Origin of the sequence: Breznakibacter xylanolyticus, from assembly GCF_003254275.1 — a bacterium.
GTDB classification, from domain to species: Bacteria; Bacteroidota; Bacteroidia; order Bacteroidales; family Marinilabiliaceae; genus Breznakibacter; species Breznakibacter xylanolyticus.
In genome coordinates, this window is sequence record NZ_QKZK01000026.1 from 1 (window position 1) to 22,451 (window position 22,451).

The 22,451-nt window shown below is 41.3% G+C and carries 15 protein-coding genes and 1 pseudogene; 13 read left to right on the plus strand and 3 right to left on the minus strand.

Annotated elements, in window-relative coordinates; genetic code table 11:
* Nucleotides 1-67 precede the first annotated feature (67 nt).
* From LX69_RS13065 to LX69_RS13075, 3 genes are all read right to left on the minus strand, one after another.
* Nucleotides 68-3,187, minus strand: coding sequence for a sensor histidine kinase (locus LX69_RS13065; RefSeq protein ID WP_111446502.1), 3,120 nt, complete (start codon nt 3,185-3,187; stop codon nt 68-70).
* A 398-nt stretch (nt 3,188-3,585) separates the two neighbouring features.
* Entirely contained in the window at nt 3,586-4,719 is a 1,134-nt protein-coding gene (locus tag LX69_RS13070) for an endo-1,4-beta-xylanase (RefSeq protein ID WP_245935019.1), read from the minus strand.
* 94 nt (nt 4,720-4,813) lie between these two features.
* Nucleotides 4,814-6,721, minus strand: coding sequence for a sialate O-acetylesterase (locus LX69_RS13075; protein ID WP_111446504.1), 1,908 nt, complete (start codon nt 6,719-6,721; stop codon nt 4,814-4,816).
* A gap of 1,029 nt (nt 6,722-7,750) precedes the next feature.
* Between LX69_RS13075 and LX69_RS13080 the strand changes: the two genes are divergently transcribed.
* The 13 genes and pseudogenes from LX69_RS13080 to LX69_RS13145 all read left to right on the plus strand — a co-directional run bounded on the left by LX69_RS13080 (nt 7,751) and on the right by LX69_RS13145 (nt 21,603).
* Entirely contained in the window at nt 7,751-8,938 is a 1,188-nt protein-coding gene (locus tag LX69_RS13080; RefSeq protein ID WP_111446505.1) for a 6-bladed beta-propeller, read from the plus strand.
* A gap of 178 nt (nt 8,939-9,116) precedes the next feature.
* A pseudogene (locus tag LX69_RS13090) lies at nt 9,117-10,241 on the plus strand (6-bladed beta-propeller).
* 200 nt (nt 10,242-10,441) lie between these two features.
* Nucleotides 10,442-10,975, plus strand: a complete 534-nt coding sequence (locus tag LX69_RS13095; RefSeq protein ID WP_111446508.1) for a hypothetical protein — start codon at nt 10,442-10,444, stop codon at nt 10,973-10,975.
* Between the two features lie 113 nt (nt 10,976-11,088).
* The gene (locus LX69_RS13100; protein WP_170124392.1) at nt 11,089-11,676 is read left to right on the plus strand and encodes a hypothetical protein; all 588 of its coding nucleotides are present in this window, start codon (nt 11,089-11,091) and stop codon (nt 11,674-11,676) included.
* Nucleotides 11,677-11,771: 95 nt separating this feature from the next.
* Nucleotides 11,772-12,287, plus strand: a complete 516-nt coding sequence (locus LX69_RS13105; protein ID WP_111446510.1) for a 6-bladed beta-propeller — start codon at nt 11,772-11,774, stop codon at nt 12,285-12,287.
* 9 nt (nt 12,288-12,296) lie between these two features.
* Complete coding sequence (locus LX69_RS13110) at nt 12,297-12,893, plus strand: hypothetical protein (protein ID WP_111446511.1); 597 nt, start codon at nt 12,297-12,299, stop codon at nt 12,891-12,893.
* A gap of 95 nt (nt 12,894-12,988) precedes the next feature.
* Entirely contained in the window at nt 12,989-14,155 is a 1,167-nt protein-coding gene (locus LX69_RS13115) for a 6-bladed beta-propeller (protein WP_111446512.1), read from the plus strand.
* A gap of 627 nt (nt 14,156-14,782) precedes the next feature.
* On the plus strand, nt 14,783-16,744 hold the full coding sequence (locus LX69_RS13120) for an O-antigen ligase family protein (RefSeq protein ID WP_170124393.1): 1,962 nt from the start codon (nt 14,783-14,785) through the stop codon (nt 16,742-16,744).
* Nucleotides 16,745-16,914: 170 nt separating this feature from the next.
* The gene (locus tag LX69_RS17550) at nt 16,915-17,343 is read left to right on the plus strand and encodes a hypothetical protein (RefSeq protein ID WP_146260738.1); all 429 of its coding nucleotides are present in this window, start codon (nt 16,915-16,917) and stop codon (nt 17,341-17,343) included.
* Between the two features lie 146 nt (nt 17,344-17,489).
* Nucleotides 17,490-18,695, plus strand: a complete 1,206-nt coding sequence (locus LX69_RS13125; RefSeq protein ID WP_111446514.1) for a 6-bladed beta-propeller — start codon at nt 17,490-17,492, stop codon at nt 18,693-18,695.
* Between the two features lie 517 nt (nt 18,696-19,212).
* Nucleotides 19,213-19,746 (plus strand): hypothetical protein, encoded by a 534-nt coding sequence (locus tag LX69_RS13135; RefSeq protein ID WP_111446516.1) that lies wholly within the window; start codon nt 19,213-19,215, stop codon nt 19,744-19,746.
* Nucleotides 19,747-20,028: 282 nt separating this feature from the next.
* Nucleotides 20,029-20,457: a DUF1573 domain-containing protein gene (locus tag LX69_RS13140; protein WP_111446517.1), complete on the plus strand. Its 429-nt coding sequence runs from the start codon at nt 20,029-20,031 to the stop codon at nt 20,455-20,457.
* 48 nt (nt 20,458-20,505) lie between these two features.
* On the plus strand, nt 20,506-21,603 hold the full coding sequence (locus tag LX69_RS13145) for an efflux RND transporter periplasmic adaptor subunit (protein WP_146260739.1): 1,098 nt from the start codon (nt 20,506-20,508) through the stop codon (nt 21,601-21,603).
* The last annotated feature ends 848 nt before the right edge of the window (nt 21,604-22,451 follow it).

Here is a 22,451-nt window from a genome sequence, read left to right on the forward strand (position 1 = left end):
GTTGTATTTTGTTTCGCAACATAAATCTACAACTATAGGGTGAAACCTTCGGGCGGTAACCCTTATTTTATTTTTTGTCGGTCAGTAGTGATTTTGAAACATGATCATCGGGCAAAGACATTTGTGCCACCTGACGATAAGGTATTTCGACACGAAAAGCTGAACCCTCATTCTCTCGACTCACACAACTGACAGCTCCCTGATGCATGGTCACATAGTTTTTAACCAATAACAAACCGATGCCCGACCCAACAATCTTGGAGTTGATGGCGTTTTCACCCCGAAAGAACTCTTTAAACAAACGTCGTTGAATAGCCTTACTCATGCCAATGCCTTGATCGGTGACGACCAACACCCAGGTTTGTTCCGTGGTTGTCAGCGAAATCTCAACCTTGCTGTGCTCACGCGAGTATTTGATGGCATTAGACAACAAATTATCAACGACTCGCTCCATTTTTGACTCGTCAATGCCGGTCAAAAACTGGGATTGCGAAGGGGTAAATACAAGTTGAATGTGCCTGCTTTGAGCCAGCGAATCGAACATTGAGATTCGTCGCGACACCAATCCCACCACATCGACCATCACAAAGGTCAATTGTTCCTTACCAATATCTACCTTCTGAAAATCCATCAATTGCGTCACCACCGATGACAAGCGTCGCGCCTGCTCAATGGCCAACCCAAGGTAGTGACGTCCCTCTTTGGTGAGATGAGGCTCGCGGTTTAAGGCCTCCACAGGGGCATTAATCAGGGTGAGTGATGTGCGGATGTCGTGCGCCGTGTTGGTGAAAAAACGAACCTTCTCTTCGGTGTGTTTCTGACGAATGCTCTTGAGGTAATAAATAAACACCAAAACAGCTAAACCGAGCAATACCACGTACACAAGCACCCAAAACCACCATGCTTTCCAAAAAGGAGGAACAATTTCAATAGACAAAGTCCGTTCATCAACCACGTGCGACAATGAACTATCATACATCCGGACTTTTAAGACATAACTTCCCGATGGAATGTTGGTATATGTCACCATCCGATTATCTGAAGGTTGACTCCACTCCTTGTCGAAACCCTCTAACTGCCAGGAAAACTTAGAACCGGCAGACGTTTGAATTGACAGCATCTCCAAACTAAAGGTGTTTTGATAGTACTTTAACTCAACAGATTCCAATTGATCGATTGGCTTTGTCAAATCGAATACCAATGTATCGCGAACCGAACGACCTGAAACCAATAAGTCCTGCAGGAATATCTTCCCTCCGGACGGCATCTCCTGCACCTGCGATGGTTGAAATAGCAATGCACCAAGGTTAGTTCCCCATGCCAACTGACCATTTCTCAATTGGCAATGCGAGCGATTATTAAATGAACTACGTGACAACAAGTAATTGGAACTGTATGATACCACACTCAAATCGGAGGGATTGAGCCGACATAAACCACTTTCAGTGCCGATCCATAAATAATCATCAACATCGACAATGCTTTTGACAAAATTAGATGGCAGTCCTGAGCGGACATCGATCTTATTCGACTGAGCTTTTGCAGGATGATATTGAATCACTCCTTCTCCACCGGTACAAAGCCAAACAACATCGCCCTGTACCAAAATATCGGTAACGGAGAAACCCAACAATAACTGTTTCATGGCTCCGGTATGTTTATTCAATTGAATCAGTCCATAACTACATCCCAACAACAGTTCTCCGGGGGCGATTTCTGCAAACACATTAATGGGTTCGCGGGTATAAGTTCGAAACTGCCCACTTTGTTGTTGATAACATATAAACTCACCATTCACTCCGCCAATCCAGATATCTCCTTCATGATCTTTATAAATGTCCAACACAAAGTCGCTCAACACAGGCGATCCGGCTTCATTGCGCATATAATGCGCTAACTCACGCCCACTTTTCGAATCAAAGACATACACCCCAGACGAATAACTCCCGGCCCAGATGCGCCCTTGATCATCTTCACATAAAGACATAAACACCTTGGCCTGCCCCCGCGTATCGTTCATCAAATGTTGCCACTGATGGGTCGACACATTCCAACAACTCACACCATTATTGGTGGCAAACCACAATTTTCCGTTTCTGTCTTCAATGATATTATTGACATCATTATTGGCTAAAGAGTTCGGATTATTAATTTGATGAGACACCTGAGTCACCAACGGAGTGGCCTGATCAAAAAAAGACAATCCACCACTGAAGGTACACACCCAAACCCGCCGATGATTGTCACAATAGAGATCATACACACCATTGCCTTTGAGTGATGACGGGTCGTTGACTTGTTCGCGCAACACATTCATCACTCGCGTGGCTTGCGAATCCACTTCCCAAATCCCCTGCCCATCGACACCAATCAACATGGTTGATTCACTATTCTTCTCGATATCCAATATGGGTTGACGAGGAAATACAGCATCCAAGACACGACGCAAATCCTGCGTTTTAAAATCGAACAGGTATAACCCACTCGAAATGGTGCCTATCCACAAACGTTGATGAACCCGATCGTGATAAACCGATGAGGGCTGCATGGGAACATCACCTGTGATGGCATATAATGTCGTGACTTTAGAGGATTGTGTATCCAACAACAACACTGCGTTGTTTTGCACCAATACAAATTGATGATCATCAAAGGGGGTGATGGCAAAATTCTCATTGCGAATATCAAAACCAAGTGTCAATTGTCCGGACTGATAACGATAAACGCCCATGGTGGAGGCAAACCAGAACGTTCCAGAAGCATCAACAAACATTCTTAACACATTCAAGTAACGAGTATTAAGCATGACGCTCAAATCGAGCATCAGATCAAAACGATCATAAATGGGATTAAACTGAAAAATTTGACCATTATTCGAAAAAGCATACAAATGGGATTGCTCATAGACCAATTTCACAGTAATCACATTGGTATTGGCATAAGGCAACTGATAGATCCGATGGTCATCATCGGTAATGCGCAAAATCCCAATTTTCGAAGAAGCCCAGATAAAACCCTGCTCATCACTACACACAGAATTCACCTCTCGCAACGAAATGCCGTACAACGAATTAATATTATAAAACTTGGCCGATTGCCCATTGAATTGCCCAAGCAATACAAACAACACAATGCCTACAAGACGATAAAATCTCTTCATTTCCCGATTCATTCCTTTTCCCTTCATATCGATTTAACGCACCGCCAAAATTAATCCATTCTAAACATCTTTTAACAACATCCGTTCATTATTTCAACACATAGGCTCATTAAATGCAAAAACCACACTGACAGAAAGTGTATCAAGCCACGATTTCACATCGTTAGACACACATTCCTGTTTCATGTGGTTAGAGGTGATCTTCCAGAGAAGATACCATGGTTGACAGTATCAATTAAAAGTTATATGATATCCGTAAAAATGACTATTCTGCTCTGTAGCTCTCGGTGTCTTCTTGTGTTTACTCTGCGAAACAATTATTGCACACAGAACCTCAGAGAAGACTCTATGATTCACCGTATTTTAGAATCTCATTTGATGCAAAAAAACAAAGAGGTGTTCACACGGATTTGCATTAAACGTCATTAATTCTTCTTCCCGGCTTCAATTAATTTGGCCACCACCGGCTTGGGCAGGTTCTTACGGTCGAACAGCAACGGATAATCGGTGCGTCCGGGAATGGGCCAGTTGTTCTTCCACGAATTACCATCATTCACTCCCCAAAGGGTCACACGGGTAATCACATCCTGATATTTGAGAAACAAGTTGAAGAAATCGAGATAACGCTGTTCAAAGGCTGCATTCACATCATCGGGCAATCCGTTGACATACAAATCCGATTTCTCCTTATATTCCATGCGAGCCGACACATCGGCACCCAGACTCCAGTCCATTGGCAACACGCTAATTTCCATTTCTGTTACCATCACCTTAACTCCCAATGCAGCAAAATCTTTGATGGTTTGTTCATATTCGGCCAAGGTGGGCTCTTCGAGTCCCACATGGCACTGTTCGCCCACAGCATCAATGCGAACGCCATCGGCCAACAGCTTTTTCACCATCTCAACAGCACCTTTACGTTTGCGGGAATTGGTGAGTGAATAGTCGTTATAATACAATTCAGCATCCGGATCGGCCTCGTGAGCAAACTGAAAAGCCAACTTGATGTAATCTTCGCCGATGATTTGATAAAACTTGCTCTTACGATACGATCCGTCACGATCGTCAATCACCTCGTTCACCACATCCCATCCCTTGATGCGCCCCTTGTATCGCCCCACCACGGTGTGAATGTGTGTGCGCATGCGCTCAATGAGAACCTCACGCGTCACATCGTTGCCCTGGCTATCCTTAAAAAACCATCGGGGCGTTTGCGAATGCCAAATGAGCGTGTGTCCGGTAATTTGCATGCCGTTAGCTTCGCCAAACTCAACCATCCGATCAGCCATGGCAAATTCAAACACACCTTCGCGAGGCTGTATCTGCTCACTCTTCATGCAATTTTCGGCCACAATGGCATTGAAATGCGTCTTCACCACCCGGAGGGATGCTGTATCGAACCCACCAATTTGATCAATATTCAAGGCTGTGCCCACCAAGAACTTCCCTTCAAAAGCTTCCTTGAGCGTATGACCCTTTCTTTCACCGTGCGCGCACGATGCGAAAACAAACATCGACGACACAGCCAAGGTCATCATTCGCTTTACATTGTTCATCATCATCTCTTTTTCTATATTAAATTTCAATTTCGCACTTAAACACTCTAAACTCACACATCTCAGATCTCACCAACGTGTAAACTGTAATCTCCGCTTATTTCGCCTCAAATGGTGAAGCCGGCAATCCCTCTTTATTCATGAGGTTTGCACCCTCCGGATTGTCTTCCCAGGCATAACGCACCTTAACGGGGTGGCTCACGCGTGGGCTCCACACCTTTACCGTATTTCGCGACAGCACCACTGCTTCGGCCCAAACAAATCGCCCATCTTCGCCGGCAATCTGGAAACCATCGAGGTAACTATTGGCAAACAAGCCACTGCCCACCGAAGAAAAAGACAACACCAAGCTGTTGCCCTCTACACGCAAGGACTCATACAAAGGTCCCGAACTCACCACTGAGGTATCCCCATAAGCCACTCGCATGGCCTCAAGAGCCAAACGATCGGCCACATCTTTCTTATTTAATGGGTGAATATCGTTCCATTCACCAAGATCGTAAGAGACCGCCATACCCGTTGCAGGCAACGATAAAGTGCGGCGCTGTGCATCGCGCAACTGTGCCCAGCCACTCTCGGTGATCTGCTTATTGGGACGCCCCAGGTTGGCCAACTGCACATATAAGAAAGGCATTTCGGGTTGTCCAAACCTCGAGCGCCAATCGGTAATCAACGATTGAAAGAGCGATTCGTACGCCAAAGCACGTCCGGTATTCGACTCCCCCTGATACCAAATCACTCCCTTTATGCCATAACGAATCACTGGATGAATCAAAGCGTTGTACAAACCTCCGGGCTTAAACTGGAGATTTCCGGGCAAACCACTTCGCTTCACCTCACCGCCCGAATGGTATTTCCAATCGCCGGTCAGGTCAATCACTTGCGTTCCGAGACGCACCTCGTAGGGTTTTTCTTCTACAAAACCCCCTTTGCCTCCCGGACAAAACACACGCACCATCAAACGATTGATCCCGGCCTTCAACACACCATCTGGTAAGGAATAAATGCGTGGGGGATATTGATATGATACCGTTCCAACAAACGTTCCGTTCACAAAAGCCGAATCGCTGTCGATGATACGCCCCAATCGTAACACACCGGGCTGATGCACCAACGAATCGGGCACCTCAAATTCCTTATAAAACCACAACGAACCATTCTTCTGCGTGACTCCTTTATCTGTCCAGTATCCCGGCAATGAAATTTGAGACCAATCCGTCACATCAACGCCATCCTTTGACCAACGACCGGCACCGGGATCGTTGCTGTTGACCTCAGCAAACCAGTTGAAAGGGACTTCATTCTTGCGTGATTGACGAATGGAATCGATGCGAGCCTGCGACTGCTCCCATTCGTCGCGATAGGGCTTGGCCAATGTGCCACTCACCCACGACTCGGCCGGCGACCCGCCAATGGCCGTCTGAATTAAACCGATGGGCACTCCCAATTGATGATGCAAACGTTCTGCATAAAAATATGGCACAGCCGGAAAATCCATAATATTAGCTGCAACAGCACACTGCCAGTTACCATCTTTATAATCGTTCTGAGGAGTATCTGAATCATTCCGATTCGAAGTCCGAAACATCCGAATGTTGGGATAATGAATCTGTCGCACTTCCGCCTCATATAAATCCATGACCCGACGGATAGGCAATTCCATATTCGACTGGCCGGAACAAAGCCAAACCTCACCAATCATGATGTCTTGTAAAACCACATCATTGATTTTCATCACGTATGGCCCTCCTGCTTCCATGGCTGGAAGTGTCGTTTGCCAGTTACCTAGCTTGTCGGCTTTAGTATGATAACGTTTTCCGCAAAATTCTACCGTTACCTTTTCGCCGGCATCAGCCCATCCCCATATCGGCAACATGACATCTCGTTGTAACACCATACCATCGCTCACCAGTCGTGGCAATTTCACCGCCGATAAAGCCGACATGCCCATGAGCAACATCGCCCACACAAGCATCAGCCTGTTAAAAGAAAAAAATCGTCTCATTGTTATGGTTTTTAAACTTCACTTTTTAGCATACCACACTGATAAATCATCAAACATGATGACCAACAAAATCAATGCACCAACATATTAAAAACAGAAATAGATACACTCATCCAACCGTGCGCATCAATAGCGATTCGAGAATCATTATTATCCTGTGGAGAGTAAAATTAACACACCCCTCCCCTCGATCGTTTCGATTTCAGACATATCATTTCCAATTATGGACACAGCAGCGCTATTAACAGGGTGAAATACACCAACAGATGCACCAATCCTTACCCTTGTGGTCACAAAAAAGCATTGCACGAGTGGCAAACACATCCCTTTCACAAACCCTTAAAACTCTTAATCAGCTATTTACAAAACAAAACATCAACCCACCCGACAAATTGCATCAAAAACGAGTGTGTGAAAAAATTAGTCTACTGCTCAAAAACAACTCTCCTCCAATTTTCGCCATAATTCAAGGTTTTGTTTGGATTTTAATAGAATAATGCTGTTGGCAGATTGACAGTAAAGGAAAAAAAGAAGACTCACGAAAGTTCATGTCTCCATTTCAATTCATATCAAACAATTTTTTGCAACTACATATTGTGAGATCACTATTACAACAAATAAAATAACAACATCAAACAAACAAAACATCAAATAATAATTCTGCAACAACCACTCACAAACACAAAAGCAAACCTTAACGCTATTAATCAACACATTACACAAAACCATCAAAACACAAAATGTCTGCAATCACAACAAAAATGTCTGTAATTGAAACTCAATTATTTCAATTTAACCCAATTTTAACATTGAAAAGCATGACCCGATGACAGGATCAACCATCTTGTCATCACACATACAGGTCATCATCTGTGGGAAAGGATATTGACGACCGCCAGGTCGTGATGCGAGTTGTTGGGAAAGATGTGACCATGCAATTACTCAAAGACACCGTTCACTGAAAGGAATGGTGATCAATAATACACGCAAACATAGCATTACGTGTATTCAACCCATAAAACAGATACAATGATGCAAGTCATGAAATGTGAAATCATATTATTAATCGTCATAATGGCAATGCCCGCATGTACGAACAGACGAAATTCAAAGACGGAAGGAGACGCGATCACAATCCAATTGAACTTTGACGAAAGAGCAATAATGAATGCCTCCAAATTTGTCGATTCCATCAGCGTTGTCCTTCTTGATGATAACAATGATGCCTGCATCGGAACAGTTTCGAAAGTGGATTTGGCGGATAGCTCACTCATAATAACAGACTTAAGCACCATGTCGGTGTTTATTTATCACCTCAATGGAAAACTTAAAGCCAAAATCAAAGCACACGGAAGAGGCCCCGGCGAATACGTGGCTCTTTATACAACCTGGATAAACGGCGACAATAAAACAATTGGAATTTATGACGACGAACAAAGGAAGATTCTTTTGTATTCATTCAACGGTCAATTCATCAAAGAGTATAAATCACCCGGCTACATACACGGATTTGCGCTATGTGGCGATCACGGCTACTATTATAGAGGCATGGACGGATTTCCGAATGACAACATGCAACCTTCAAATATTCACCTAATTATGACTTCTCCCGACTCTATAAAGCTAGCTTTACAACGGGATTTTTTCTTTGAAAACAGTGAGAGTATGCCATATCAAAAGTTTGTGCGCTGCAACGACAAGATATTATTACGAACACCACAGGAACAGCATATTTATGAAATATCAGGTTTGAACATTCAATTGAAATACCGTGTCGTTTTGGCCCCTAATCCGTTATGGAGAGATGAAAATTATTTAAAAATTAAAACACTGAAGGACTGCAAAGACATGGTCAATCAAAGCATTGGCAAAATCAAGAATCTTGAATATATGGCTGGCAACCGGTTTCTATTCTTTTCTTATTCAAAAGGGAGGACGATAGATGTATCAGACTTGGCTTTTTCGATTTACGACATGCATACCAATCAAGTCATTGAATCGGGTGTTTGCTGCAATAACAAAGACGGTTTTTATATGAAACCACCTGTATATTTTAATGATACACTTTGGATTTCTTCTTTCCATCAGTATGAAATCAGGGAAGACAAGCAGAGCGAAATTGAAAAAAAATATCATGTGGATTTCTCCCAATCAATCAATCCAATACTGGTTATCCGGAAAATCAATCTCCCAACACAACAACTTCAAACCGATTAAAATAAAACACACAAAATATGGGTCATTTCATTATTCCAAACAAATTGGTGAAACAATTAAATCACTTACATAATACCACGTATACACATAAACAATAATACACCTAACTCAATTACATTTTAGATATTGATTCTATCTCCATGAACCATCAACTCTAAAAATTATGAAAATAAAAACAATGATAAAAAAAACAATCGTCATAGGACTGATCGTTTACACAGCTTGTCACCCATCACATCAAAGGATTGATACGCCAACCACCTTAGTGAACATTCACGCATCCCGACAGATGGATGCATCCGAATTGTTTACAAACCGACAATATATTCCATTAGAAACATGCGACTCATGCCTATTGGGTGAGATAAATAAATTGCTGATTTAGAATGATGAAATATACATATCCGGGCAAAACAAAATTCTCGTTTTTGACCACCAAGGACACATCCGCAGACAACTCGACAGGAGTGGCCGTGGACCAACTGAATATCAAGGCATCACCGATTTTGATATTTGTAAGGATACCCTGTACCTATTAGACAGAGGAAGCAAGAAAATCATGACATTGAGTCTAGCGTTTGAGTTCATCAACGAAAGAAACATCAACATGTGGGCATTAAAAATCAAAGTATTACCCAGTGGATTTGTGTGGATATACAGCGGTGAAGAAGAGAATGGTTTTAATCCATTCAAATTGACACACTTATTGGCCAATGGAAACACTGCCGGATTTCTAAAAACCAATCTTCAAAAGTCAAAATATCTCAATATCAGAAGCGATGTTAATTTTACGTCAACGCTGGAAGGATTATATTTTTTTGAAGCTTTCAACGATACGCTGTTTGTCATCACAGATGACGGAGTTCAACACAGTCGCATTTTCAATTTTGATCAACACACTGTTCCTCAAGCACTATTCGAAATGGATTACGGCAACGTTTTTGAGTTTTTCACCGAATTCAACAAAACGGATTATGTGAATGGCATACACAACTTTATGCAGGTCAAAAACAGCTGGCTTTTCAGCTTTTTCCAAGGGGGATCACGATGGTTGGCACATGGCCATTCCGACTCATTGATTAGCTTATCTAATAAACTTACCGACACGAATAATTTTGAAAGCGTCACGCTTCCCATCGAAGAGCTCCGATTTTTCCAAAACGGGAACCAAATCACTTACTTCATGGATGCGACCTGGCTGATAGAAAATAAAAATCGTGTTATCAATCTGGAACTTACCAATATCATCTCGACCATTCATGAAAACAGCAATCCAATTCTTGTGAATTGTCTCTTAAAATAACAAATATTCAAAGCTTTAAAACAACGAGAAAAGAAAACAAAATTATATCATCTAAAACAAAACAAAAATAAAAGAGGCGTATAAAAGAATTTTAGAAGCGCTAAAAGAATAGATAAATAGTAATCAAGCAATCCAAAACTTAAGTTGAAAACACAACTCAACAACCAAATATTTTTTCAACACCAACAAACTTCAAAAACATGAAAAATTACATCATCGCAGCCTCATGCTTCTTATTTGCAGGATGCCATTTCAGCACAGTCACAACTCAATACTTCGCTCCCGACGACACCATCCCGGGAACCACCACCACCAAGAGCTTTTACACCCCAGAGGGGTCAAACGGAAGCTGCACCTCCACCCAACAAAACGGAGATACCATCACACGCTTGAGGAGCGCTTACCAGTTCACATCAACTCCATCACCGGAAATTAAAATTGGATTTGAACTGGAACAAGGAAACACCCGATTTAGCGACACCATCCGCACCGCCATGTTTACAAATCTGATTGAATTAAAAGATGTGAAAAAGATACTCCTAGACAGTATCACTTATCGCATGGATCAAAACGAAGTAAAGGTTCGCTTCCGTGTTTTGCTCGACAGATTGCCCAATAACAGCTCTGTCATTAAAGAGAAATACACCACAGTGTATTCCTCAGCACTCCAAGCGCCATCGACTCCCTTGCTTCAGTTAGAAAAAGTAGAGAAAACCATGGAGCGTCGCTTTTAAACCTTCAAAAAACAGTCACCAACACCATCTAAATAATTAAAACGTTGAAGCCACTAAAACATTTAACTAAATCACAGATTCACGCCATCCTTTCAACTCTTATTATGATAACCATGATTAACACACTTGGCTGTACCGATCATAACACATTCAAAAACGACGAAACACTAAATGAAATATTTACGCCAAATGAAATTCACGATATCTCAACATTAATTGATTACACGGACGACATCGTAAAATCCAAAACAAATCAGAAAGACATCAATCATGCATACCATGTGTATTTTGACATTCTCAAAGACAGCATGCTTGCAAACAATTACATAATACCGATCAGCAATAAAATGAAATTCAATTTTTTAAAAAGTATTGATAAAAATACAATTAAAGAATTCTGGCACATTCATCATTCAAAAAACATCAATAATGAAGAATTAATATTAAACAGAAATGGCAAATTTTTAAATTACATAAAAGAAATTGGTAAATCCGACAGTATTTTCAACGATTTCTATCATTTTACAATTGACATGGGTGATATTTACAAAGCCGGATTAATAATATACTTCTCAAATAATGATAAAATAAATTTCAATCTTGCTCAAAATAGAATTCTTGCGATGGTGTGCATATTCTCAATTTCTGAAGAAATAAAAGGACAAATTATTGAATCAATCACCATACCATCCAACCATTAATTCAGCAAGAACAACTGTGTTAATTCAACGACTTTAAACCTGCTATTTAATGTTTTACGACATAAAACACAAATCACAAACAAAAAAACTCTGGTATGAAAAATAAACTAAGCCAATCCTTACTTTTATGTGTCATATTTTTTTCATGCGTCCAAAAAAAAGACAACAATTTAATCGAACATGTAAATCTTGATTCACTGATGTCAAACAAAAGTGATCGTTCCTTTATCCAACAGGTGCAGTATCTTCCATTGGAAACAAATGAAAATTCTATGATTGCCCGCCTTGATGTGATGAAGAAACAGGGGAACAAAATTTTTATATTGGATAAAACATTGAGTACCGTTTTTATTTTTAACGACAAGGGCGATTTTGTTTCTAAAATCAACAAAAAAGGAAGGGGTCCCGGTGAATATTTGTATTTGAAAGACTTTTTTGTGTCCAACGATAAAATTCACCTCCTGGATTGTACAGGTCAATTCTTTATCTATGACATGAATGGCCATTTTATCAACGAAATCAAATTACCTTTTCAGGCAAATTATTGCGAAAACCTGACGGATTCAATAATTGTATTTCAGGAAATTAACATAAATGGAAAACTAGAATAAAGTGTTGGTTTGTATCGAATAGATGAGCAACGTTTCATTGACACCCTAAAAGCAGTGACCGGAATAAATGATAAAATGGAGAATTTCCATGAGCTTTTATATAAAAGTAACAACAAGGTTAATTACTACAGTGCGACAGATAACATGATCTATCAAATAACATCCAAAGGCATAAGACCGTTGATCTCCTTAAAAAGCAAAGACTTTCCAACTCTGGATGAATTAAAAATGTATGCCGAATACCCTGACAAAAAGGATTATGACAAAATAGATCACTTATGGGGCATATTTGAAAACGATGATTATATAACTTTTTCTTTTTTCGGTATTTTACCACATCAGGTAATTTACTCAAAGAGCGATCATCAATATTCCTGTTATTTAAAAGTGAAATACACATCTCTACTAGGGAGTGAATTTGTCGCCGTAGACAATGATTGCTTTGTCTCTAAAATTATTCCATCTAATGCGGAGGGAGCAAATTTCTTTGAGACATTACAATCAGACAAAAACATTCAAATAATTGGAAATCATAAAGAACAACTGGAAAAACTTAAAACTGAAGCCAATCCAATTGTGGTTCTTGTCAATATTTCAGCCAATTAAAGAAGCTCATGCAATTCGACTGACAATAGCCCAATAATGGGGCAAAAGTAGTAGATTCGATGTAAGATGGCGTTAATGAAATCACAAACAAACACATGCGTATAATAGTTATTAAATTATCGATGATTATCGTTTTGATATTGGCAGCATGCAACGATAACAAGTTGCCAAAAAACGAAGATATTAAGGTGATTACGCTTCTTTTTGATGAGGAGGCAGAAATGAAGGCATCGGATTTTGTACAATCAACACGTGTCGTATTATTGGAGGACACTGACGAGACAATGATTGGCACTATTTCCAAGGTCGATGTTGTGGACAGCTTACTAATAATTACCGATAAGAATACTTGTTCTGTATTGACCTATGATTTTGATGGGCATCTTGTAGCCAAGATTAATTTCAAAGGTAGAGGCCCTGGTGAGTATCAGCACATAACTACAACCTGGGTAAACCATGACACCAAAGAGGTGGCGATTTATGACAACAGTCAAATGAAAATCCTTTTATACACGCTACATGGTGAGCTTGTTAAAGATTATCGATCACCAAGTCACATACAGGGGTTGGCGCTACATGGTGACCATGGCTATTATTATAGAAGCATGGATGGGTATTATGATGATGCCATGAAACCGACAAATTTTCATTTAATCATGACATCACCAGATTCTCTCAGGTTGGAATTACAACGTGAGTTTTGGCTTGACAACAGTTCATACTTGCCTTTTGAACCCTTTTTACGTAGCAATGGCAAGATTTTATTACTAACGCCTGGCGAGCAAAATATTTATGAGTTATCGGGTATGGATATGCATTTGAGATATCATGTTGAGTTGAAGCCAAATCCTATGTGGGTAGATGATAATTTCAGATCTATTATTACATATGAAGACTATACGAAATTCAGAAAGATCAATATGGGCAAACTTGGGCATGTGAGGTTTATGGGCGGAGATAGATATTTCCTATTTAACGCAACGAAACAATTGGACGAAGTCAGAGGTAAAGGTTGTCTGTTCATTTATGACACAAAAGAAGATCGGATTGTTCAATCGGGACATAGCATTTATAACGACCTTGGACCGTATGATATGACTAATAATTTAAAGTTTTTTAATGACTCACTTTGGATTTCAGTGGCCTATCAGTATGAATATCCTCCCAATGTGCTGGATACCATTGCACGCATCGAAGGTCTAGATTTTAGCAAATCAATTAACCCCGTAGTCGTAATTTCAAAACTTAATCTCGATAAATAGACGTACACGCCAAAAGTGTTTTACTCTAAAAAAGCAATCAACAATTTATCTGCGTATTAAATTTGTGAAATTCGTGTAATTCTTTGCTATCGCAAAGCGCAAAGCGCAAAGCGATTTCGCAGATCAATGCTTTCTCGGAGTGGGATCAAGTAATCGAATATTATTTTCTTAAGCCACAGATGAGTTGTGTCTGTGGTGCTAACAAAGAAAAACATCCGCAAAGCCATCCAGCAAATCACCCCCGACCCGATATCTCCACCCTTTTCCGCAGCTGCCACACACACTTAAATAAATACCCCTCCAACATCAATTACAAAATAAATTTCATACAAAACAAACATCAAAAAAATCAACAAATACCTTCACCGCTCATTTACTGCGCATTACAATTACCCCCCCCCCCGTAATTAATGTCTGAAATTAGAACAAAAATGTCTGTGATTAGAACTGTCATTTATCAAATTCACACATTTTTGTCATGCAGTTTGATGCCGGCACAACGCGACACAAAACCGTTGTTGCCAACATCAATAGAAGAAAGTCTGTGAAGAAGGAAGCGCACGACCGCCCGGTCGTGACATGTGAGGTGGGAAGGGCTTGGCCATGCTGCCATTTGTTGAACCCTTTATGACCATTATTTTGGAATCATCCAAAAACGCACTTGCAAACGAGCTGCTTCGTTGGCTCTCATGGTTAATCACAGCTGCCCTGCTGGCATCGGCCGTGGTGGTGCGCCCCGACCTCTTCGCGGGCATCATCACCGGCAAACAGTGGGCATTGGAAGTGGCTACACCGGGTGCACTCGCTTGCTGCCTGTTATTCATCACAACTGACCGCCGCATCTCGCTCACACTCACCGATGTGGCCGTAGGGATGCTTGCCCTGTGGGTGACGGCCTCCGACGGACTGCTCCATCCCGGCCACTACCAACCCATGGGCGATACCATCTTTAACGTGTCGCTGTGGCTGCTCATCTATCTGTTTATGCGCCTGGCGTCGTGGCAACGCCATTTCACCACTGCCGCCATCGGCCTGTGGCTCGCAGTTGCCTTGATCATCTCCGCTTGGGGGTTGTTGCAACTCTATGGCCTTGCGCCATCACAGCATGCTCTTTTTCGCATTACGGGGCCGTTCCACAACCCGGGGCCTTTTTCGGGATATGTGGTTGCTGCACTACCGTTGGCATTGGCCGTCATCATTGGCACAAAGACACTGGTGCCTCCAAAGCATGCTTGCCGAAGCATCACCATACTCAAACACCATTTTCTTTTACCCACCACCGCCGAAGGGGTTGGCCGCATCCTGTTAAAATACATCTCCATTGGCGTGGTCATTGCCTTGTTGCTGGTGATACCGGCAGCACGGTCGCGTGCTGCCTGGCTCGCTGCCATCACCGGTGCCTTGTTCGTGGCTTGGGTGCACCCGCGGACTCAACGAACCCGATGGATGATCTGGTCTATTTTCAAACAATGGCCGATGGCCGTGAGAACCTTGGTCATCATGGGAGGTCTGGTACTTTTGATGAGCGTTGGCTGGGGAATGTATGCCCTGAAATCAGGATCAGCCGACGGTCGTTGGCTCATGTGGCAGGTCACCGGCACCCTCATCGCACAAAGCCCGGTGGTTGGACACGGCGCCGGAGCCTTCGACGCGCTTTACATGAACGCGCAGGCCGACTGGTTCCAATCGGGCAATGGCACAGCGGCGCAAGTGCTCGTGGCCGGTTCGCCCGAAGCGCCCTTTAACGAGCTTTTGAAGCTCTGGCTCCAATACGGTGCCGTGGCCATCGCCCTGACCTTGGGCATCATGTGGGCGGTCATGACGAGCAAACCGGTGGAGACTCCTCAAGCCCGCTTCCTCGTTCGAAGAAGCCTGATGAACCGTGGACTGAAAGGCGCTCTGTTGTCCCTGCTGGTGTTCGGTCTCTTCTCCTACCCTTTCGACATGGCACCACACATGCTCCTCCTGGTGATGGCAACGGCCATGCTGGCAGGAAACAGACGACCCGTGATGACCCTCTCCCACCACAGGGCAACAAACGTTGTGATCACGGGCACCATCGCCACAGTGATTGCCATGGCCGTGGCCTATATGCCGCAACGCATGGCGCATTACGCCGCACTCAAAAAATGGCAGGAGGCCACGCAATGCTACGACATGCGGAGGTACGACGATGCCGTGGAACTCTATGCCAGCGCTTTGCACCCACTGAGTAACAACGGACTCTTCTTACAGATGTACGGAAAAGCATTGAACATGGCAGGTAACTACACACATAGTAACGACATACTAGCAATAGCCAATAAAAACCACAACAGTTACATCATCCACAACACCATGGGCGATAACCACAAAGCATTGGGCAATACCGCCGAAGCAGCAAGGGCATACCAAAACGCTGCGGCCATGGTGCCGGGCATGATGTTCCCCAAATACCTGTTGGCAGTGCTCTACCGCGACACGGGGCAAACGGTAAAGGCTGTGGAAACGGCTAATCAAGTACTGACCATGCCCGTCAAAGTGCAATCGATGGCTACGGATGAAATAATAAGCGAAATGAAGAAAATAATATCAAGTTACAAACAATAGGGAAAAAGAAGGGGAAGCCACCATGCCTCGCAAGCAGTGCTCCCCCTTCCGGCTCCCTCCTAAAAAAATGAAAGGAGGCATAATGAGTTAAGTTTCATAAATCCAAAGCCTAAAAGGCTTAAAAATCTTAAAGCTTAAAGAATAATTTAATTGAAATTAAAATAAAAAACATGTTTAAGAAAATTATTATATGTGGTATCGTAGCCACAGCAATCGTCTGCAATGTATGTATTTCTTCAACGAAAACAGAACAAAATTCATTCTTATTTTTAGAAAATGCGATGGCTCAATCATTAACAACTGGAGAGATAATGTCCTTACCACAAGGAAAATATCAGAATATTAATGGACAATTAGTATACTGCGTAAATGAAGTCACCATAATTGCTTACGGAAATACTGGATATGCTGAAACATATTGGTGGGAATTAGGAGGTTACGCAATTAGATCAACTCCAATATATTCAACCACAAGTGGAAGCAACTCAAATTCAGGCGGAGGTCAGATATCAGCAGGTTATAATCCTATCTCACAAGATATTTCGGCTAGCTTAGGGGGAAGTGGATCATCAGCTAACCAATACTATTATAAAACGTAAATTGGAGATTCATATCGATGTACTCGAGTTGAATTTAAGTCGACATGCGATTTATCATTGGAAAGAAATGTTTATTGGGGTATATAACTAAAAAACAGATGTCTTTTCTCTTACAGAAAAGACATCTGTAATCAAACCAACACACCATGTATAAACTTGTAATTATATTTAGTTTTATCTTCATTATTAGCTGCACAAACAAAAAAGAATCAATTACAAAAAATCGAATTGAAAAATCAACTAACTATCACATTAAAAATGTCGACATTGATGGAAAAAACATGTCAATTGCAGATTATATAGACACTTGTTATTATATACCACTAGAAACAGGGTCTGATTTTTTAATTAATGAAATCGAAAGAGTAGAATATGACATGGGATTATTTTTTATTCTCGATACGAAATTAGATGCCATTTTCATATTTAATAAAAATGGAATGTATTTACAAAAAATAAGTAAAAAAGGGAAAGGATCGAATGAATATTTTGAATTAGAAGATTTTTTTTTGAACAAAATAACTAGACAAATTGAAATATGTGACAGACCTAGAAAACGGATTCTATGCTATGACTACAATGGTAAATATATGATGGAGAAAAAATTTGATTTTGAAATAGCTAGCCGTTTTGCAACTAATGGCAACCAGTACTTTTTTCATCATGAAGACATGCACTCACAAACAATTGACTGCACAGTCTTTGATATAGTATTAAACAAAAATACTTACACACCTATATTTAGGCCTTCTCGAGGAGTGGATCAATTTTACTCTCCAATGATTGGTTCTCAAATAGCAATGTATGGAAAAGACATCTACAGCGTATTTTTATGTAATCCAAATGTTTATAAATTAAATGAAAATGGAACTCTTGAAATTGCTTTTTCTTTTGATTTTGGAATTACCAACATTGAATCACTTTTAGATAAATACATCGGGAAAAGTGAAGATGTACTTAATGACATCCTTTTAGATAAAGGTCTTCCTACTTCAATATCTAATTTCACAATTGCAGGTAACACAATCTACTTTTCTATGGTAGCAAACAAAAACAGGAGAATACTGCATTATTATTATGACTTCTTAAACAAAGAAGGATTGTCATTATATGGTCTTAGCTATTGTGAAAAAAGTATTGTAGATCCAGAATTTATAAAAGGGCATAAAGATGAATTTTTCATTAGCGCAATAGATGCATATAAAATAACTGACTTCTATAACTACTACACAAAACTGCTATTCTTAAACAAAATAAAAAGAGAAGAAAATTACTGGGCTTTAAAAAAGGCAACAATAAATTTGACGCAAAATTCAAATCCTATATTAATGATTTTCAAACCAAAACTATGAGAACCTACTTAACATACACACACATACTATCCGTATTAATTATATGCGTTACTATTTTTTCTATCATTCATTTGAGACATATTATTAATAGTTTGACTAATGAAAAAAATAAAATTGTCAATTCAGAATATAGTACATTAGATACAAACTATTTATTACAAGATAAATTATTAGTGTACAATTATTTTACAAACATTCTACATACTAATAAGGTAGATTTTTCAGGATCTACCATAATATATTGTAACAATGAAATGTGTGGTTCATGCATTGAAGAGTGCATTATGGATCTTAATATATTATTAGAAACAAATAAAACATTTCAGTATAAATTAGTATTAGATAGTATTTGCTATAAATACTTAACAGATATGGATTTCTTTGCTAATCAGAAAAAAAGAGCAATAATTTGGGATTATAGCTCATATAGTTTTGGCATATACAGAACACCCATAATTGTGCTATATGATAACAAAGGAACAGCACGAATGGTGAAACAATTTAAATATTTTCACACATGAATAAAGTCTCGAAATATTTAATTATCTGCCTATTAGTTACACTTAACACTTCTTTGTTTATCTTCAAAGACAATATAACTTCACTTTATTTAAATGATTTAGAATCATATAAAGTCAAGCAAAATAAAGTATTTATTAAAGACATGTTAAAAAGTGATTCCCTCGAATCAAAAATTGCACTGCACAAATGCAATGAAATAGAATCGCTAATTGAAGACATAGAATATTGTGATGCATATCAATTAGTTGCAATTATAAATGACAAAAAAATACTAAACAACTGGTCAAATGACACATACACGGGAAAGATTATATTCTTTGTGAATCCAAACAGTATTGACACATTTCTTATCAACAATGACAACACCACTGTAAAATACAAATCAATTTTTAATAATCTTAATGTAAATGTATTTTTTCTAATTTTAAAAAAGGAAGTATATTTTCCTTTTGTATCAACAACACACAAAGACATCTCAATGAATTATTTGGCTTTCATAAATAAGTGGAATCAAAGTAACAATCGATAAACCATCAGCTAACGCCTTTGCAGTGTATATCTCTTCTCCAGCCCGTGTTCCCGCGCGATTGCATCACATTGATAATCAAAAACTAGATTATAAACAAGCTACAACTATACTGAGGCAGAGTTAAAGCTGCCGCACATTTGCAATGTGTGCCACTCATACCTAAATTTTTCGTATCACATTGCAATCGCAAATGCGCGATCAATGTATTTAAAATTAAACATCATCTGGTTATACATACAGTAATTCCTCACTCAAATTAAAACCCACAAAAATATCATAACCATGCACCCCCACAAAATCGTCAATCCTTTCATCATCGCCCTTTCATTTTGGGTATTCATGGTTTTGGGAGCCTGTAAGAGTTCATCATCCCCCGATGCACAATCAACCACCATCGAATTCCCAACCACCGCAACCGATTTTGGCAACATCCCCCAAGGCCAACCCAGAACCGTTGCCTTTGCATTCAAGAACACAGGCAAAGCCCCACTGGTCATCTACAGCACCGAGGCCAGTTGTGGCTGCACGCAGCGCGAGTACCCTCAACAGCCTTTAGAACCAGGCAAACGGGGCGAAATCAAAGTCACCTACGATGCCAAAGAGGCAGGCCATTTTACCAAAACCATCACCGTGTATCACAATGGGCAGAACGGAATGGACATCCTCACCATCACAGGAAGCGTGGAGGAACCCATGACAGCCCAACAATAACCCGCAAGCATCACACGGTCAACACCCCCAACCCAAATGCAATACCCCATGACACGCACACTCCGAAACTTCACAGTTCTGATGGGCTTGGCCGCACTCACCGCAGCCATCACCGCCTGCAGTACACCCGCCAAGGCCGATGCCAACGATGCCACGGCCATGTCCAAGACCTCCGACACCCGCGAAACCATCCCGCAGGTCACCGTGGCCAGCGTGCTGCACGGTGCCTTTGAGAGCGAGCTGGTGAGCAACGGCCGCCTCGAAGCCGGCGAGAGTGCCCTGGTGCCGCTCACGGTCAACGAGATGATCACCCACGTGAATGTGCAGGAAGGACAGCACGTCGAAAAAGGACAGTTGCTGGGGCAACTGGAGCCCTTTAACCTCCAGCGTCGGCTCGACAATGCCCAAAACGCCTTCGACAAGGCTGTGATGGATCTCGAAGATCAACTGGTGTCGATGGGCTACGACGTGGCCGACACAAGCCGAATCCCCGCCAACATGATGAAAATGGCACGCATCCGCAGCGGGTACAACAGCGCAGCCACCGCCCTGTCGGAGGCACGGCGCAACCTGTCACTGGCCACCATCACCGCCCCCATTGGCGGGGTGGTGAGCAACCTGGAGGCAAAAGCCAACAACCCCGCCTCGGCCTTCAAAAGCTTCTGCACCATCATTGGCAACCGCACCATGCAGGTGAGCTTTCAGCTGCTGGAGAGTGAAATGACGCACCTGTCGCCCGGTCAGCAGGTGGCTGTGCAACCGTTTGCCCTGTCGGGGCGCTCGTTCACCGGCACAGTTACGGCCGTGAACCCCACCATCGATGCCTCGGGCATGGTCAAGGTCACCGCCACGCTGCCTAACGATGCAGGAGTCCTGATGGATGGCATGAACGCCAAAATCGTGGTAAAAAAGAGCCTGCCCGACTGCCTGGTCATCCCCAAAACAGCCGTTATCTACCGCCAAAACCGAAAAGTGGTGTTTGTGCACCAAAACGGTAAAGCCATCTGGACCTACGTTGAAACCGGCCTTGAAAACACAACGTCTGTGACCATCACTAGCGGCCTCGAAGCCAGGCAAGAGGTGATTGTGAGCAACAATGCCGATCTGGCGCACGAAAGCCTGGTGACAGTTGACAGGGAACAGTGAACAGTTGGCAGGGATCAGTGATCAGAGAACAGAGGAAAATAAACAACTAACAGGGCACAGGTATCTGTTAACAGTTAACGGAGATCAGTTTTCTGGGAACAAAAGGCAAAATGAAATCAATGAAATTAAAAAACAATGAATCAATTATTTACACCGGACATCTGATTCAAACAACTCACTAGCGAAAACTTTCAATTGATGCTTTAAGCAAAAAAACACAATCAATCAATTAGCTACCAACTAATATCTACAAATAAACAAGGGAAAAGAAGGGGAAGCCACCCGCCTCGCAAGCAGTGCTCCCCCTTCCGGCTCCCTCCTAAAAAATGAAAGGAGGTGATTGGCAAAGATAAGGAATAAAGATAAAGCGATGAAGCATCGCTTGGCACAAAAAAAGGTGCCTTGGGAAAACATGTATAAGACTGAAAAGACTGACAGTTAACCAAATAACAATTAAATTGTTTTACGTAATTTATCGAATATCTAATTTTAAATTTTAAGAAATGAAAAATAAACATTTAAACAAAATAGCAACTATCTTATTTGCAATTACAACTGTAATAAGTTTTAGTATAATGGAGACCAAAACAACTAATGTGATAACATTGGATAACATAACAAAGATTGCACAAGCACAAAGTGGTGAAACACAGGTCGTAGACTGCGGACCTGGATCCAGAGAAAGATGTGTAAGTTGGAGTGACTACCGAGGTGTTATAATCAGAATTCGCTGGGAATAAACATTTAATTGATCTACCTATCTTTCGATAGGTAGATCAATCGAAATAGATATTAACAAAACATATCATCCAACAAGCACGCAATGCGTTATTAAAGCATCACTTATA